Below are 15,763 nucleotides of genomic sequence, written 5' to 3'. Positions count from 1 at the left end.
GCTGCCATGAACGCCTCCGCCTCCTCCATCGCCATCGACGCCCGCCCCGAGGTGCAGTACCTGCTGCGCCTGGGCGATACCTGCCTGATCCTGGCCCAGCGCCTGGGCCAGTGGTGCGGCCACGCGCCCATCCTCGAAGAGGACATCGCCATGACCAACATGGCGCTGGACCTGGTCGGCCAGGCGCGTGCGCTGCTCACGCGCGCCGGCCAGCTCGAAGGCCGCGCGCACGACGAGGACCAGCTCGCCTTTCTGCGCGACGAGCGCGACTACTTCAATGCCACGCTGGCCGAGCTGCCGCGCGGCGACTTCGCCTTCACCGTGCTGCGCAACGCCATGGCCGCCACCTGGCTGCGCCTGATGTGGGAGCGCCTGGTGCACTCCAGCGACGCCGAGCTGGCCGCCATCGCCGCCAAGGCGCTCAAGGAAGCGCGCTACCACGAGCAGCACGCGGGCGACTGGGTGGTGCGCCTGGGCGACGGCACCGAGGAATCGCGCCAGCGCATGGAGGCGGCCCTGGCCCAGCTGTGGCGCTATGCGGCCGAGCTGTTCACCGACGACGCCACGGACGCCGCCGCGCGTGCCAGCGGCCTGGGCCCGGCCTGGTCCGAGCTGCGCGAGCCCTGGCAGGCCGAAATGGCCGCCCTGCTGCAGGAGGCCACGCTGGACATGCCGGCCGAATCCGCCTTCCGCAGCACGGGCCGCAACGGCGTGCACAGCGAGCACATGGGCTTCATCCTGGCCGAGATGCAGCACCTGCAGCGCGCCTATCCGGGCGGGGTGTGGTGATGGCTGCCGCACGGCTTGTGGCCGTCACATCCGCCTCGGCCGAGCGCGAGCGCCTGGCCTGGGCCGCGCTGCAGGACGTGCCCGACCCCGAGGTGCCCGTGATCTCGGTCTGCGAGCTGGGCATCGTGCGCGAGGTCCATGCCCTGCCCGAAGGCCAGGGCATGGAGATCGTGCTCACGCCCACCTACTCGGGCTGCCCGGCCACCGAGGTCATCGAGCGCAGCGTGCTCGATGCCATCGAGGCCGCAGGCCTGGGCCCTGCGCGCGCCGTGCTGCGCCGCGCCCCGGCCTGGACCACGGACTGGATCAGCGACGACGGCCGGCGCAAGCTGCGCGAGTACGGCATCGCGCCCCCTGGGCGTTGCGGCGACTCCGGCCTGCCGGAAGGCACCTCGCCCATCCGGCTGGTGCGCCGCCGCCAGGGCATTGCCGCGCCCGGGCCCGTTGCCTGCCCGCACTGCGGCAGCGTGCACACCGAGCGGCTGTCGGCCTTCGGCGCCACGGCCTGCAAGGCCCTGCACCGCTGCCTGGACTGCCGCGAACCCTTCGAACACTTCAAGCCGATATGACCACGACCACGATGTTCCACCCGCTGCGCGTGCGCAGCATTGCGCCCGACACGGCCGAGGCCGTGGTCGTCTCCTTCGACGTGCCGCCCGCGCTGCGCGAGGTCTTCGGCTTCACCCAGGGCCAGTACCTGACGCTGCGCCACCAGATCGACGGCCAGGACCTGCGCCGCAGCTACTCCATCTGCGCAGGCGTGGATGACGGCGAGCTGCGCGTGGGCGTGCGCAAGGTGCGCGGCGGCCAGTTCTCCAACTGGATCAACGAGCATCTGCGCCCCGGCGACACGCTGCAGGTCATGGCGCCCCAGGGCCGCTTCTTCGTGCCCATCGAGCCCGGGGCCGCGCGCCACCATGTGGGCATCGCCGGCGGCAGCGGCATCACGCCCATCCTGTCCATCATGAAGACCGTGCTGGCGCGCGAGCCCGCCAGCCGCTTCACGCTGATCTACGGCAACCGCCAGCTGCAGTCCACCATGTTCAAGGAGGAGATCGAGGACCTCAAGAACCGCTACATGTCGCGGCTGTCGCTGCAGCATGTGTTCTCGGACGAGCACACCGACCTGCCGCTGAACATGGGTGTGATGGACCGCAGCAAGATCGCCGAATTCCTGCAGGGCGTGGTGCCGGCCGCGCACATCGACCATGTCTACATCTGCGGGCCCTTCCAGATGAACGACGAGGCCGAGGCCGCCCTGCTGGCCGCCGGCGTGCCCGAGGAGCGCATCCACATCGAGCGCTTCGGCGTGGCCCTGCCGGCCGCAGGCCAGGGCACGGTGGGCGCCGTGGTGCACGAGGCCCAGCCTGGCGACGCCGCCACCGCACGCATCACCCTGGTGCGCGACGGCCTCTCGCGCGAGATCCCCTTTACGCGCGGCCAGGCCAGCATCCTGGACGCGGCCTCCTCGGCCGGGCTGGAAGTGCCCTATTCCTGCACCTCGGGCGTCTGCGGTACCTGCCGCGCCAAGGTGGTCGAGGGCGAGGTGCGCATGGAGCGCAACTTCGCCCTCGACAAGAACGAGGTCGCCTGCGGCTTTGTCCTGACCTGCCAGGCGCATCCGCTTACCGAGCGCGTGGTGCTGTCGTTCGATGAGCGGTGAGGGCGCCTGCGTTCTGGCGCAGGGCAGGAAGACTCAGGGAAACAGTGTCGAAAGCATGTGCTTTGGCACTGGCAGCCCATCAGATGCTTCGATGAAGTGCAGACCCTTGGATGCGGGCTGTATGGACTGAAACGCGGAAGGAAAGCGCGGCAGCTGCACATGGTGCTTGCTCTTGCATTCCTCGCAGGCGTGGAACTGCGGCTGGAAGACTTTGTTTTTATGGCTTCCCACGGGACCGTTGGCGTCCCAGACGGCCAGCGATGCCTCGGTGGAAACCGGCTTGCACAGATTCTTCCAGTCCAGTGCCCCGTGCACGACCATGTAAAAGCCAATCAGGTTGGAAACCAGGTCTTCCTGGCTGAATCCACTGTCTGTGAGGAGCGACATGGATGCCTGCAGGCTCTCGAAGCCCATGGAAACCTCCATGAATATGGCCAGGGCCACGGAGCGCTTCGCTGAAAGAGACAGGCCTTTCTTGACGAGATAGAACTTGGCAAATTCCTGGGTCAGGCCAAAGCGCCCCATGGATTGCTTGTATTGAATCAGATGGCTGTCGGAGTGACCGGGAATCCCGATGCCACGCTCATGCAGTATGTCTTTCCAGAGATAGGCCGCACTGGCGTAGCGATTGCGATGGCTCTCGACCGATTGGAGGTGGCCCAGGTCAATCCATCCGCAGTTGCAGGTATAGATGAGTCTTCGGGGTATGTGGGATCTGCTGGACATGTTCAGTCGTAATGGGTGAGCGTGACCTTGCAAAGGCCTGTTGCGATTGCCTGGGTGACCGCCAGTACGGCAACTTCGCCGGCCGATGACGCGTATTGCGCGTATTGGACAAGGCGCTCTCCCTCGGGGACAAACGATGCGGCGGCATTTCCGGCATCGATGGATCTCTGGTGGAAATCCTTCTGGCGCAGGTAGCTGGTGAGGGCCGCAGTGGCCTCGGTGATGTCCTTGGCGCTGGTCTCGAAGGTCATCTCGGACTGCGGGGGCTTGTTGCCATCACCGACGGAGCCGAAGTAGGTGGGCTGCGCCATCGTCCCTGTCGCTGGCGCATTGCGTATCAGGGAAGAGATGCCTACGTAATATCTGAGCGATCCCCGCTCAGGCGAGTAGTCCTCCTGGGAGATGAGAAACCCATACACGGCCAACCAGGATGCGGATGCGGCAAAGACCAGGAGGACAAGGCCCAAGATAACGGATCTGAGTCGCATGGAAGAGATGGAACGGGTTCGGGGAGGTGACAGCGGTCCAGATCCTAAATGAGCGGGCTGGAATCTTTATTTCAAAAGAGTAACTCTTTGAAATAGAGAATTTTCTGAATGCCACATTCGATATTTGACGGATTTCTCTTTGCGAAAGAGCAGACCGCGTCTGCCCCAGGAAAGCCAGCGGTCTGCCAGCGCAGGGAAACCATGCCCGGGGCAGGTTTCCTACTCGATGCCGATATCCAGCCGCGACACCAGTGCCCGGCCGTGTTCGTTCAGGCCCGTCACCTCGACCGTGCTGCCGTGCTTGCGCAGGCGCTGGCAGACCTTGTCCAGCGCATTGACGGCCGTGATGTCCCAGAAATGGGCGTTGGTCAGATCGATGCGCACGGGCCGGCCTTCGATGTCCCGCACGTCGAAGGCATCGACCAGCTGATCGGCCGAGGCAAAGAAGACCTGGCCCGAGACGCGGTAGGTCAGGCCTGCGCCGTCCTGCGTCTTCTCGACGGACAGCAGCCTTGAGACCTTGAAGGTGAAGAACACCCCGCTGAGCAGCACGCCGACGCCCACGCCGGCGGCCAGGTTGTCCGTGGCCACGGTGACCACCACGGTGGCCAGCATCACGGCGCTGGACAGCTTGGGATGCCTGAGCAGGGCGCGGGCCGATCCCCAGTCCAGCGTGGAGGCCGACACCATCACCATGATGGCCACCAGCGCCGCCACCGGCACCTGGGACACCCAGGGCTTGAGCAGCACCATCAGGATGAGCAGGAAGGCGCCCGCGAACAGCGTGGACAGCCGGCCGCGGCCGCCGTAGCGCACATTGCCCACGGTCTGGCCGATCATGGCGCAGCCGGCAATGCCGCCGAACAGGCTGGCCGCGATGTTGGCCACGCCGATGCCGCTGCACTCGCGGTTCTTGGAGCTGGGCGTGTCCGTGAGTTCATCGACCACGCTGGCCGTCATCATGGACTCCAGCAATCCCACCATGGCGATCGCCAGCGCGGGCAGGGCGATCAGGCGCAGCGTCTCCAGCGACCACGGCACCTGCGGCAGCCCGAAGCTGGGCAGGCCGTCCGGCAGCAGGCCCAGGTCGGCGACCGTCTTCAGGGGCAGGTCCAGCCAATTCGCCGCCACCGTCAGCACCACGATGCAGACCAGGGGCGAGGGCACGGCCGTGGTCAGCCGGGGCAGGCCGTAGATGATCAGCAGGCCGGCGCCCACCATGGCCCAGGTGGCGGCATTGGCGCCGATCAGGTGCGGCATCTGGGCCGAGAAGATCAGGATGGCCAGCGCATTGACGAAGCCCGTGCGCACCGAACCCGACACATAGCGCATCAGCACGCCCAGGCGCAGCAGGCCGAACAGGATCTGCACGGCCCCCGCAAGAATGCCGGCCGCAAAAAGATACTGCACGCCATGGGCATGCACCAGCGGCGCTGCCACCAGGGCGACCGAGCCCGCGGCCGCCGACACCATGGCCGGGCGCGCGCCCGTGAAGGCGATGACGATGCTGATGATGAAAGACGCGAACAGCCCGACGGCAGGATCGACGCCAGCCACGAAGGAAAAGGCGATGACCTCGGGGATCAGCGCAAAGGTGGCCACGGCGCCGGCCATGAGCTCGCGCGGAATGCTGGGCGCCCACTCGGCGCGAAAGGGATGCGGGTGTTTCGACATGGAAATGGCCAGCCCCGCCGCGCTGGGTGTGGCAGGGCGGGGCAGGATTTTGTAGACGGGAATGAACATGCCGGGCGTCGGGCGATGCCCGAAACAACCTGGCGGCTTGTACGGTTCGGCCGTGCTACGGCGGCGCCAGGCGGGTGCAGCCCGAGCGCCGGCTCTGCGAGCCGCGCGCGATGCGGGCCAGCGTGAAGCTGTGAAGGCGCGCGGCATCGCGGCTGCGCGCTTGGCGAGCCCCGGGTTGACGGTGCCGGTGGACTGAAATCACGGGCGCGATTGTACGAGGGGGTGCTGCCTGCCGCGGGATGGACCCCTGGCCGCAATCAGTCGTAGTGCGCCATGGTGGCGCGGTAGCGCACAGGGCCTTGCTCGGCCGACGAGGCCTGCACCACTTCCACGTAGACGACTTGGCCCGAAGCCGCCGTGTACCTGGCATGGCGAACGCGCCGCCCCATGCCGTAGGAGGGGCCGGGCGTTTCGTCGTCCGCACTCCGGGAATAGCCTTTGCCGAGCAGGTAGGCATCGAAGGCGTGCGTGGCGGGGCCAATGCTTGCGAACTCCACGTCATAGGACACCAGGCCGTGTGGCGGCTTGTTGCCGTCGCCCACGGTGCCGAAGTACTCCGCCTTGCCCAGCGCGCCCACCAGCGGCGCATGGCGCACCAGGGACGAGATGCCGATGTAGTAGGTGAAGCTGCCGGGCTCGGGCGTGTAGTCCTCCTGCGAGATCAGGCAGAGGGCTGCAGCCAGCCAGCCGAACACGGCCAGCGGCAGGCACAGGACAAGACTCCACAACAGGGTTCTGGCACGCGGCAGGAGCATGGGATTTGTCGTCGGGCGCCTGGAAAAACAAAACCCGCTTTCCGGGGAAAGCGGGTCTGGATGCTCAAGAACCTTGATGGTCCGAATCAAAACGGAATGTCGTCATCCATGTCGTCAAAGCCCGAGGCTGCGCGCTGCGGCGGGGGTGCCATGGGTGCGGGGGCGGGGCGCTGGGCAGGGGCCTGGCGCGGTGCGGGCGCTGCCATGGGGGCAGGGGCCGGGCGGCGCTGTTGCTGCTGGGGAGGGGCGTCGTAGCCGCTGTCGCCATAGCCTTCATCGCCATAGCCGCCGCCTTGCTGGCCACCGCCGCCGCCTTGGCGGCTGCCCAGCATCTGCATGGTGTCGGCGCGGATTTCGGTGGCGTAGCGTTCCTGGCCGGAGGCCTGGTCGGTCCACTTGCGCGTGCGCAGGCTGCCTTCGACATAGACCTGGCTGCCCTTGCGCAGGTACTGGCCCACGATTTCGGCCAGGCGGCCGTTGAAGACCACGCGGTGCCACTCGGTGGCTTCCTTGTTCTCGCCCGTGTTCTTGTCGCGCCAGCGGTCGGTGGTGGCGATGGTCACGTTGGCCACCTGGTCGCCACTCGGGAAGGTGCGCATTTCGGGGTCGCGCCCGAGGTTGCCGACGATGATGACCTTGTTGACGGATGCCATGAGTGAAATACCTTTACAGAGAGAAGTGGCCCGGGCATAGAAGGATGGATCCCGGGCCAGACGCGCCATTGTGCCGCAAGCCGTCCGCCGTTGGCAGGGGACGGATATGCCGGTGCAGCGGCTGGCTGCAGCAGTTTGTAACCGTCGGAAAACTACCGTTCAGCCGTGGCGGCCTACGGGGCGCAGCGGCCAGGTGACGACCAGCCACAGCACGGCCAGGACGCTCGTCAGGGTGAACAGGCCCGGCATGCCGGCCCATTTGGCGACGGCGCCGCCCAGCGCGCCGCCTACGAACAGGCCCAGCGATTGCAGCGTGTTGTAGGCGCCCAGCGCCGCGCCGCGCAGCGGAGCCGGCGCCATGCGCGAGACCAGGCTGGGCTGGGTGGCCTCCAGCGCGTTGAAGCCGCAGAAGAACACGAACATCAGCACGGCCATGGCCCACAGCGGCGGCTGCGCGCCGCCGGCCGCCAGCAGGCCCAGGCCGATCTGCACGAGGGTGATCAGGGCGATGGCGCCCAGCAGGGCCGCGCGCAGGCGCCCGCGCCGCTCCATGGCGAACAGGCCGCCCATGGCGGCGAAGGACAGCACCACGGCCGGCAGGTAGACATGCCAGTGCGCCTGCTTGTCCAGGCCTGCCTGCACCAGCATGGCGGGCACGGCCACCCACATGGACATCTGCACGGTGTGCAGCACGAACACGCCCAGGTTCAGGCGCACCAGGTCGCCATGGCGCCACAGCTCGGCCATGCGGCCGCGCGGCTGGTCGGCGTGGCGCGCGGGCTCGGGCGGGACGACCCAGAGCACGACGGCAATGCCCGCCAGCGCCAGGGCGCAGGTCAGGCCGAAGATGCCGGGCAGCCCGCCCCAGGCCGCCAGCAGGGGGCTGAGCACCAGGGCCAGCGCAAACATGAGGCCGATGCTGCCGCCCACCATGGCCATGGCCTTGGTGCGCACGCTGTCGCGCGTGAGGTCGGCCAGCAGCGCGGTCACGGCGGCCGAGACGGCGCCCGCGCCCTGCAGGCCCCGGCCCCACATCAGGCCCAGCAGCGAGTCGGCCGTGGCCGCCAGCAGGCTGCCCGCGGCAAAGACCAGCAGCCCGGCGACGATGACGCGCTTGCGCCCGAACCGGTCCGAAGCCAGGCCCAGGGGCAGCTGGAACACGGCCTGGGTGAGCCCGTACAGGCCCATGGCCAGGCCGATCATGGCCGGATCATCCCCGCCCGGGTATTTGCGCGCCTCCAGCGCGAACACCGGCAGCACCAGGAACAGGCCCAGCATGCGCAGCGCAAAGATCAGCGCCAGGCTGGCGCTGGATCGGCGTTCCTGCGAGGTCATGCGGCCCGATGCGGCCGAGGAGGGGGCTGGCGCCTGGGCGCCGTGGACGGGTGTGGGGGAATCGAGCACGGGGTGCACTGTTGTGGGGGCAAGCAATCCGCCATTCTCGCCCATAGGCCGGCGCTGCGGGGTGGCTGGGTTATGCAAGGCAGTGCAAGACAGTTTTGTGAAGGGGCGCCGCAGAAGGCCCTGCCGCCCCGCAGACCGAGCCGCCATGCGGTGGCACGGGTTCTGACCTATCATGGCGGGTTCGCCTTCGCAGGGGTTTTCCCGATGCCTGGTTCCCACACGATTTTCGAAGACGGCGGCCTGGACCGGGCCGCCGACTCCCGCTCCCAGCCCGACGGCCGCTACCTCGGCCAGGCGCTGGCGCAGTCACGCATCGCCATCCGCGGTGCGCGCACGCACAACCTCAAGAACATCGACCTGGACATTCCGCGCAACCGGCTGGTGGTGATCACCGGGCTGTCGGGCTCGGGCAAGTCCAGCCTGGCCTTCGACACCCTGTACGCCGAGGGCCAGCGCCGCTATGTGGAGAGCCTGTCGGCCTATGCGCGCCAGTTCCTGGGGCGGCTGGACAAGCCCGATGTGGACCTGATCGAGGGCCTGTCGCCCGCCATCAGCATCGAGCAGAAGGCCACCAGCCACAACCCGCGCTCCACCGTGGGCACGGTGACCGAGATCAACGACTACCTGCGCCTGCTGTTCGCACGCGCCGGCACGCCCTACTGCCCCGACCACAACCTGCCGCTGCAGTCCCAGACCATCAGCCAGATGGTGGATGCGGCCCTGGCCCTGCCCGAGGACACGCGCCTCATGGTGCTGGGGCCGCTGGCGCGCAACAAGAAGGGCGAGTTCGCCGAGCTGTTCGCGCAGATGCAGGCCCAGGGCTATGTGCGCTTTCGCATCGACGGCAAGATCCACGAGTCCCATTCCCTGCCCGCGCTGGAGAAGAACGAGCGCCACGACATCGACGTGGTGATCGACCGCCTCAAGGTGCGCGCCGACGCCCAGCAGCGCCTGGCCGAGAGCTTCGAGGCCGCCCTGCGCGCGGGCGGCGCCGACGCCGGCGGCCGCGTGATCGCCCTGGAGATGGACAGCGGCAAGGAGCACCTCTTCAGCGCCAAGTTCGCCTGCCCGCTGTGCAGCTATTCGCTGCCCGAGCTGGAGCCGCGCCTGTTCTCGTTCAACTCGCCCATGGGCGCCTGCCCGGGCTGCGACGGCCTGGGCTGCACGGAGTCCTTCGATCCCGAGCGTGTGGTGGCCTTTCCCACGCTGAGCCTGGCCAGCGGCGCCGTCAAGGGCTGGGACCGGCGCAACGGCTACTACTTCTCCATGCTGGAGAGCGTGGCGCGCCACTATGGCGCCGATGTGGAGCTGCCCTTCGAGGAGCTGCCCGAGAAGGTGCGCAACGTGATGCTGTGGGGCTCGGGCGAGGAGGAAATGCCCTTCACCTATGTCTTCGACAGCGGCGCGCGCAAGGGCGAGACCCTGGTCAAGAGCCATCCCTTCGAGGGCATCATCCCCAACATCACGCGGCGCTGGCGCGAGACCGAGTCCAGCGTGGTGCGCGACGACCTGGCGCGGCTGCGCAGCGTCGCCGTCTGCCCCGACTGCGGCGGCACGCGGCTGCGCCGCGAGGCGCGCTTCGTGCGCATCGGCGAGGGCGAGCAGGCCCGCGCCATCTACGAGGTGGGCCACGCCACGCTGGCCGAGGCCCATGCCTGGTGCGCGTCCCTGCAGCTGTCGGGCGCCAAGGCGGAGATCGCGGGCAAGGTGGTGCGCGAGATCGCCTCGCGCCTGCTGTTCCTCAACGACGTGGGCCTGAGCTACCTGAGCCTGGAGCGCGGGGCCGACACGCTGTCCGGCGGCGAGGCCCAGCGCATCCGCCTGGCCAGCCAGATCGGCAGCGGCCTGACGGGCGTGATGTATGTGCTGGACGAGCCCAGCATCGGATTGCACCAGCGCGACAACGACAAGCTCATCGGCACGCTGCAGCACCTGCGCGACATCGGCAACAGCGTCATCGTGGTCGAGCACGACGAGGACATGATGCGCGCGGCCGACCAGATCATCGACCTGGGGCCGGGCGCGGGCGTGCATGGCGGCCGCGTCATGGCCCAGGGCAGCTACGAAGAGGTGCGCGCCAACCCCGATTCGCCCACGGGCCGCTACCTGGCGGGCACCCAGCGCATCGAAGTGCCTGCGCGGCGCACGCCCTGGCAGCCCGTGGTCGAGGCGCCGGCCGAGGGCGAGGTCCGGTCTCCTGCCAAGGGCTTCCCCGCACGCACGGGCCAGCATCCGGCCGAGGCCGGCGCGGCTGCGCCGCAACTGCAGGCCCTGCGCGTGGTGGGGGCACGCGGCCACAACCTCAAGGGCGTGACGGCGGACTTTCCCGTGGGCCTGCTGACCTGCGTGACCGGCGTCTCGGGCTCGGGCAAGAGCACCCTGGTCAACGACACGCTCTATACCGAGGCCGCGCGCCAGATCCACCGTGCCGGCGGCGAGGCCGCGCCGCACGACGACATCATCGGCATGGGCTATTTCGACAAGGTCATCAATGTGGACCAGTCGCCCATAGGCCGCACGCCGCGCAGCAACCCGGCCACCTACACGGGCCTGTTCACGCCCATCCGCGACCTGATGGCCGAGACCAACACCGCCAAGGAGCGCGGCTACGGCCCCGGGCGCTTCTCCTTCAACGTGGCCGGCGGCCGCTGCGAGGCCTGCCAGGGCGACGGCGTGGTCAAGGTGGAGATGCACTTCCTGCCCGATGTCTACGTGCCCTGCGACATCTGCAACGGCCAGCGCTACAACCGCGAGACGCTGGAGGTGCAGTGGAAGGGCCGCAACATCTCCCAGATCCTGGAGATGACGGTGGAGGACGCCCATGCCTTCTTCAAGGACGTGCCCACCATCGCCCGCAAGCTGCAGACCCTGCTGGACGTGGGCCTGTCCTATATCCGGCTGGGCCAGAGCGCGACCACGCTGTCGGGCGGCGAGGCGCAGCGCGTCAAGCTGGCCCAGGAGCTGTCCAAGCGCGACACGGGGCGCACGCTCTACATCCTGGACGAGCCCACGACGGGCCTGCACTTCGCCGACATCGCCCTGCTGCTCAAGGTGCTGCAGCAGCTGCGCGATGCGGGCAACACCATCGTGGTCATCGAACACAACCTGGACGTGATCAAGACGGCCGACTGGATCATCGACATGGGCCCCGAAGGCGGCTCGGGCGGCGGCCAGGTGGTGGCCACGGGCACGCCCGAGGACGTGGCGGCCAACCCGGCCAGCCATACGGGGCGCTACCTGCGGCCCTATCTGGAGGCAGCGTCGGTGTCGGCTCCTGCAGCGGCCAAGGCTGGTCGCCGGAAAGCACAGTGAGGCCGGCCATGGACAGCAGCATCCTTGATTTCGTGGTGGTGGGCGCGGGCATGGCCGGTGCCTCGGTGGCCTGGCAGCTGGCGCGCGATGGCGGCGCCTCGGTGCTGGTGCTGGAGCGCGAATCCCAGCCCGGCTACCACAGCACGGGCCGCTCGGCCGCGCTGTATGAGGAGCACTATGGCCCGCTGCAAGTCCAGGCGCTGACGCGCGCCAGCCGCGCCTTCTACGAGCAGCCGCCGCAGGGCTTTGTGCAGGCGCCCATCCTGGCGCCGCGCGGCGTGCTCTATGTGGGCACGGCCGCGCAGAAGGACCTGCTCGATGCCGCCCATGCCGAGGCGCTCCTGCACTCGCCCCAGGCGCGGCGCCTGGGCCCCGATGAACTCAAGGCCCTGGTGCCCTGCCTGAACACCACGCTGCTGGTCGATGGCTTTGCGGACGACGGCGCGCGCGACATCGACGTGCATGGCCTGCACCAGGGATTCCTGCGCGGCCTGCGCCAGTGCGGCGGCGAGCTGCGCTGCAGCGCCGAGGTCCGTGCGCTGGCGCATGCCGCAGGTGTCTGGACCGTGGACCTGGCCGACGGCAGCCAGGTGCGCGCGCGCTGCGTGGTCAACGCGGCCGGCGCCTGGGCCGATGCGCTGGGCGCACTGGCGGGCGCAGCGCCCATCGGCCTGGTGCCCAAGCGGCGCAGTGCCTTCACCTTTGCCGTGCCCGACGGCATGGACGCCGCGCACTGGCCCGCCGTGATCAGCGCCGACGAGGGCTTTTACTTCAAGCCCGATGCAGGCCAACTGCTGGGCTCGCCCGCCAACGCCGACCCCGTGGCGCCGCAGGACGTGGCGCCCGAGGAACTGGACGTGGCCACGGGCATCTGGCGCATCGAGGAAGTGACCACGCTGCAGATCCGCCGCCCCTCCCACACCTGGGCCGGGCTGCGCAGCTTTGTGGCCGACGGCGAGATGGCCGTGGGCTGGGATGCTTCGCCCGTGCCGCTGCCGGGCTTTTTCTGGGTGGCCGCCCAGGGCGGCTACGGCATACAGAGCGCCTTCGGCTACAGCCTGCTGGCGCGCAACCTGCTGTGCGGCGAGCCGCTGGATGCACGCCTGGCCGCGCAGGGCGTGCAGCCTGAACGGCTGTCGCCTGCGCGCTGCCAGCGCGGCTGAGGTTCGGTTGAAGCGTGCCGCTCAGAGCGGCGAGCGCCGCGCAAAGCGCACCACGGTCACGCCCGCGCGCGCCTGGCGCACCGAGGGCATGACCAGCACGCAGTCGCCATAGGGCGTGATCACCGGCTCGCCATCGTTGTCGCCGATCACCGTGCCGGCCTTCTCGAAGCGCTCCAGTCCCGTGAACGGCGCCGTGAAGCGAAAGCCGCTGCTCTTGGCCACCACGGGCGCCGTGACTTCCAGCGCCCACTGGGCCGGTGCGTCGGCCTGCTTCCAGTCGGGCAGGGCGGCGTGCAGCGCGCCGTTGTCGAAGATGGCGGCCACTTCGAGGAAACGCAGGCATTGGTCGTGCGCCACGTCGCGGCTGGCCAGATCGCCATGGAAGCCGCATTCGATCAGCAGCGAGCGCGAGTCGCCGGCCTCGGCGTCGGGCAGGCCGAAGCGCCCGTAGTCGCGCAGCCGCGTGCCGTCCTTGTGGCCGGCATCCACGACGATGTTCGCCGGCGCACCCATCTGGCGTGCCAGATCGCGGTTGCGCGGCTGCATGCCGGTCAGCAGCAGCGGGGCCGAGGGCTCGTGCATGGAATGCAGGTCCAGCAGCCAGTCGGCCTGCTGCACGAAGGGGCGCAGCGCGGCGGCGCGGCGGCGTTCGCGGGTGCTGCCCTCGTCGATGCGTGCGTCTATCCACTGGCGGTTCATGTCCTCGTCCACGAAGCGCGAGGCATCGTGGCTGGCCGCGTCGAAGCGGTCGAAGGCATCGAGGTTGGCCAGCACCAGGGTCAGGCGGCCGTTGTCCAGCGCCAGGCCGTTGTGCAGGGCCTGAAGCAGCCCGGACACGGCCCAGGCGCCGCAGATCTCGTTGCCGTGCACCAGCGCGGAAATCATCACGTGGCGGCCCGGGCGTCCCGAGTCGAATTGCCACACGCCCTCGGTACCGGTATTGCCTGCGCGCCAGGCGCTCAGGTCGGGCAGGGGAAGGTCAAATCGCAAAGCGTCCATGGCTGGCTCAGTTCTCGATGTGGGCAAATTGGACGATCTTGGTGTACTTGGCGATCTCGGCGTTGATGTACTTACCGGCATCGGTCTTGGGATCGGCCACGACCGAGCCCGACTCTTCCATCTTCTTGCGGAACTCGGGCGAGGCCATGGTCTCGTCCAGCGCCTTCTTGACCTTGGCGGCCACGGGTGCGGGCAGGCCCTTGGGCGCCATCAGCGCGAACCAGACGTTGATGTCCACGTTCTTGTACTGGGGCAGCTCGGACAGGGCCGGGATGTCGGGCGTGATGGCCGAGCGCTTGGCCTCCGTCGTGCCCAGGGCGATGACCTTGCCCGCGCGGATCTGGGGCAGTCCCGAGGACAGCACGAACATGCCGAACTCGATGTTGTTGCCCACCAGGTCCGTGGTCAGGGGCGCCACGCCACGGTAGGGGATGTGGGTCATGTGCAGCTTGCCCTGCTCCTTGACCATCTCGCCGGCCAGGTGAAGTGCCGTGCCCACGCCCGAGCTGCCGTAGCTGAACTTGCCCGGGTTCTTGGCCACCAGGGCGCTGAATTCTGCGGCTGTCTTCACGCCGGCCTTCTGCGAGGCCACCAGCACCATGGGCTGGGAGCCGATCATGCCGATGGGCGTGAAGTCGCCGATGGAGTACTTGATGCTCTTGTTGATCAGCCGGGCGATGGCCAGCTCGTTGTTGGCACCCACGAACAGCGTGTAGCCGTCGGGCGTGGCCTTGACGGCCTTTTGCGCGCCGATGGCGCCGCCGGCGCCGCCCAGGTTCTCCACCACCACGGGCTGGCCCAGGCGCGAGGCCAGGCCATCGGCCACGAAGCGGCCCACCAGGTCGGTGCTGCCGCCGGCGGGGTAGCCCACGATCATGGTGATGGCGCGGTTGGGGTAGCTGGCGGCGTCGTCGGCCAAGGCGCTGCCGGTGGCGGCGATCAGCAGGCCGCAGGCCAGGGCGGTGCGGCGCAGGAGGGAGTTGCTGGGCATGGGGTTATTCCTGAAATGTATGAGATTGATTGTGCGAAGGACTACCAAGGCATTTGGTGCTGATTCGGCACGAGGCGGAGCCATTGCAGCACCAAAACCCGCTTGTTCCACAGCGCGGTGCGGGTTTGCACCAGGAGGGCGCATGCATGCACCCGTCAGGCGCCCGTGATGTCGCTCCAGAACTGCTCGGCCGCGGGGCCCAGGTGGCGCTTGGGACGGTACAGGCGCACGTCGAAGTGCACTTCCAGGCCCGGGTCGCCGGCCACGGCCAGGCGGCCGGCCTGGCAGTCGCCGCGCACCATGGACCACGGCATCCAGGCCAGGCCCAGGCCGCGCAGCACGTATTCGTAGTGGGCGTCGGCCGAGTCGCAGTCCACGCAGCGGCGCAGGCGCGGCGCCAGCGGATGCCGGGCCAGGTGGTCTTCCACCAGCCGGCCCAGGGCCATGCTGTGTGAGAAGGCGAGGTAGGGCACGGGAGCGACGGACTGGTGGCTGGCCGACAGCTCGTACAGCGGGCGGCCCCGGGCATCGGCGCGGGCCACGGGCACCAGCCTGTCCTGCATCACCGTCAGGTAGCTGAACTGGCGGCCGTCCAGGCGCACGCCAATGGCGGCGTGGTGGTAGACCAGCGTGAAGCTGACTTCGCCGCGCTGCAGCATGGCCACGGTCTCGTCCAGCGTGCGCGTGACCACGCGCAGCTCGGCCGTCTGCAGCACGCTGCCGTGGCGCGTCAGCCAGTCGGCCACGATGGTGCGCGCCAGCGTGCGCCCCGTGGCCAGGGTGATCACGCGGGCCTGGCGCCCGGCCACGGCCTGCAGTTCATCGTGCGACTGGGCCAGTGTGCGCACCAGTTGCTCGGCCGTATCGCGGAAGGCTTCACCGGCCGGCGTCAGCCGCACGGGGCCGCCGCCGGGCTCGACCAGGGGTGTGCCGGCCCAGGCCTCCAGCGCGCGGATGCGCCGCCCGAAGGCCGGATGGGTGACATGGCGCAGCTCGGCCGCGCGCGTGAAGCTGCGCTCCTGGGCCAGCAGCAGGAAGTCTTCCAGCCATTTGCCTTGCATGGCCGGGCTTCCCTGC

At 68.9% G+C, this 15,763-nt stretch carries 14 protein-coding genes; 5 read left to right on the top strand and 9 right to left on the bottom strand.

Features of this window, described 5'->3' with window-relative positions; translation table 11 throughout:
* The first annotated feature begins 6 nt into the window (after nt 1-6).
* The 3 genes from paaC to paaE are packed head-to-tail and all read left to right on the top strand — an operon-like array spanning nt 7 to nt 2,452.
* Nucleotides 7-789 carry a 1,2-phenylacetyl-CoA epoxidase subunit PaaC gene (gene paaC, locus ACRSCF_RS29495; protein ID WP_043825951.1) on the top strand — a complete coding sequence of 261 codons (783 nt, stop codon included), beginning with the start codon at nt 7-9 and terminating at the stop codon, nt 787-789.
* The gene (gene paaD, locus ACRSCF_RS29490; RefSeq protein ID WP_126311103.1) at nt 789-1,358 is read left to right on the top strand and encodes a 1,2-phenylacetyl-CoA epoxidase subunit PaaD; all 570 of its coding nucleotides are present in this window, start codon (nt 789-791) and stop codon (nt 1,356-1,358) included. The genes paaC and paaD overlap by 1 nt, the downstream gene beginning before the upstream one ends.
* Nucleotides 1,355-2,452: a 1,2-phenylacetyl-CoA epoxidase subunit PaaE gene (paaE, locus tag ACRSCF_RS29485; protein WP_047218904.1), complete on the top strand. Its 1,098-nt coding sequence runs from the start codon at nt 1,355-1,357 to the stop codon at nt 2,450-2,452. Before paaD ends, paaE begins: the two co-directional genes overlap by 4 nt.
* 33 nt (nt 2,453-2,485) lie before the next feature.
* Here paaE and ACRSCF_RS29480 read toward each other — a convergent pair whose 3' ends face one another.
* From ACRSCF_RS29480 to ACRSCF_RS29455, 6 genes are all read right to left on the bottom strand, one after another.
* Complete coding sequence (locus tag ACRSCF_RS29480; protein WP_016449342.1) at nt 2,486-3,178, bottom strand: hypothetical protein; 693 nt, start codon at nt 3,176-3,178, stop codon at nt 2,486-2,488.
* A 2-nt stretch (nt 3,179-3,180) separates the two neighbouring features.
* Nucleotides 3,181-3,489 (bottom strand): hypothetical protein, encoded by a 309-nt coding sequence (locus ACRSCF_RS29475; protein WP_223275368.1) that lies wholly within the window; start codon nt 3,487-3,489, stop codon nt 3,181-3,183.
* Between the two features lie 396 nt (nt 3,490-3,885).
* Entirely contained in the window at nt 3,886-5,340 is a 1,455-nt protein-coding gene (locus ACRSCF_RS29470) for a SulP family inorganic anion transporter (protein ID WP_244387642.1), read from the bottom strand.
* A 326-nt stretch (nt 5,341-5,666) separates the two neighbouring features.
* Nucleotides 5,667-6,164: a hypothetical protein gene (locus ACRSCF_RS29465; protein ID WP_016449345.1), complete on the bottom strand. Its 498-nt coding sequence runs from the start codon at nt 6,162-6,164 to the stop codon at nt 5,667-5,669.
* Between the two features lie 86 nt (nt 6,165-6,250).
* A complete protein-coding gene (ssb, locus tag ACRSCF_RS29460; protein ID WP_016449346.1) occupies nt 6,251-6,817 on the bottom strand; it encodes a single-stranded DNA-binding protein in 567 nt (188 codons plus the stop codon).
* A 159-nt stretch (nt 6,818-6,976) separates the two neighbouring features.
* Entirely contained in the window at nt 6,977-8,152 is a 1,176-nt protein-coding gene (locus tag ACRSCF_RS29455) for an MFS transporter (RefSeq protein ID WP_244451735.1), read from the bottom strand.
* Between the two features lie 273 nt (nt 8,153-8,425).
* On the opposite strand from ACRSCF_RS29455, the gene uvrA reads away from it, so the two are divergent.
* Both uvrA and ACRSCF_RS29445 read left to right on the top strand, forming a co-directional pair.
* Nucleotides 8,426-11,533, top strand: a complete 3,108-nt coding sequence (uvrA, locus tag ACRSCF_RS29450) for an excinuclease ABC subunit UvrA (protein ID WP_244387641.1) — start codon at nt 8,426-8,428, stop codon at nt 11,531-11,533.
* Between the two features lie 8 nt (nt 11,534-11,541).
* A complete protein-coding gene (locus ACRSCF_RS29445; protein WP_016454261.1) occupies nt 11,542-12,696 on the top strand; it encodes an NAD(P)/FAD-dependent oxidoreductase in 1,155 nt (384 codons plus the stop codon).
* A 21-nt stretch (nt 12,697-12,717) separates the two neighbouring features.
* On the opposite strand, the gene ACRSCF_RS29440 is transcribed toward ACRSCF_RS29445, so the two are convergent.
* From ACRSCF_RS29440 to ACRSCF_RS29430, 3 genes are all read right to left on the bottom strand, one after another.
* Nucleotides 12,718-13,695, bottom strand: a complete 978-nt coding sequence (locus ACRSCF_RS29440) for a succinylglutamate desuccinylase/aspartoacylase domain-containing protein (RefSeq protein ID WP_209799372.1) — start codon at nt 13,693-13,695, stop codon at nt 12,718-12,720.
* A 7-nt stretch (nt 13,696-13,702) separates the two neighbouring features.
* Nucleotides 13,703-14,686 (bottom strand): Bug family tripartite tricarboxylate transporter substrate binding protein, encoded by a 984-nt coding sequence (locus ACRSCF_RS29435; RefSeq protein WP_034366202.1) that lies wholly within the window; start codon nt 14,684-14,686, stop codon nt 13,703-13,705.
* 155 nt (nt 14,687-14,841) lie between these two features.
* Nucleotides 14,842-15,747 (bottom strand): LysR family transcriptional regulator, encoded by a 906-nt coding sequence (locus ACRSCF_RS29430; RefSeq protein ID WP_034366206.1) that lies wholly within the window; start codon nt 15,745-15,747, stop codon nt 14,842-14,844.
* Nucleotides 15,748-15,763 lie beyond the last annotated feature (16 nt).

It is taken from the genome of Delftia sp. 11MD (assembly GCF_050907895.1).
GTDB classification, from domain to species: Bacteria; Pseudomonadota; Gammaproteobacteria; order Burkholderiales; family Burkholderiaceae_C; genus Comamonas; species Comamonas tsuruhatensis.
Note: the sequence above shows the minus strand (reverse complement) of the source record. Positions and strands in the feature narration are given on the sequence as shown.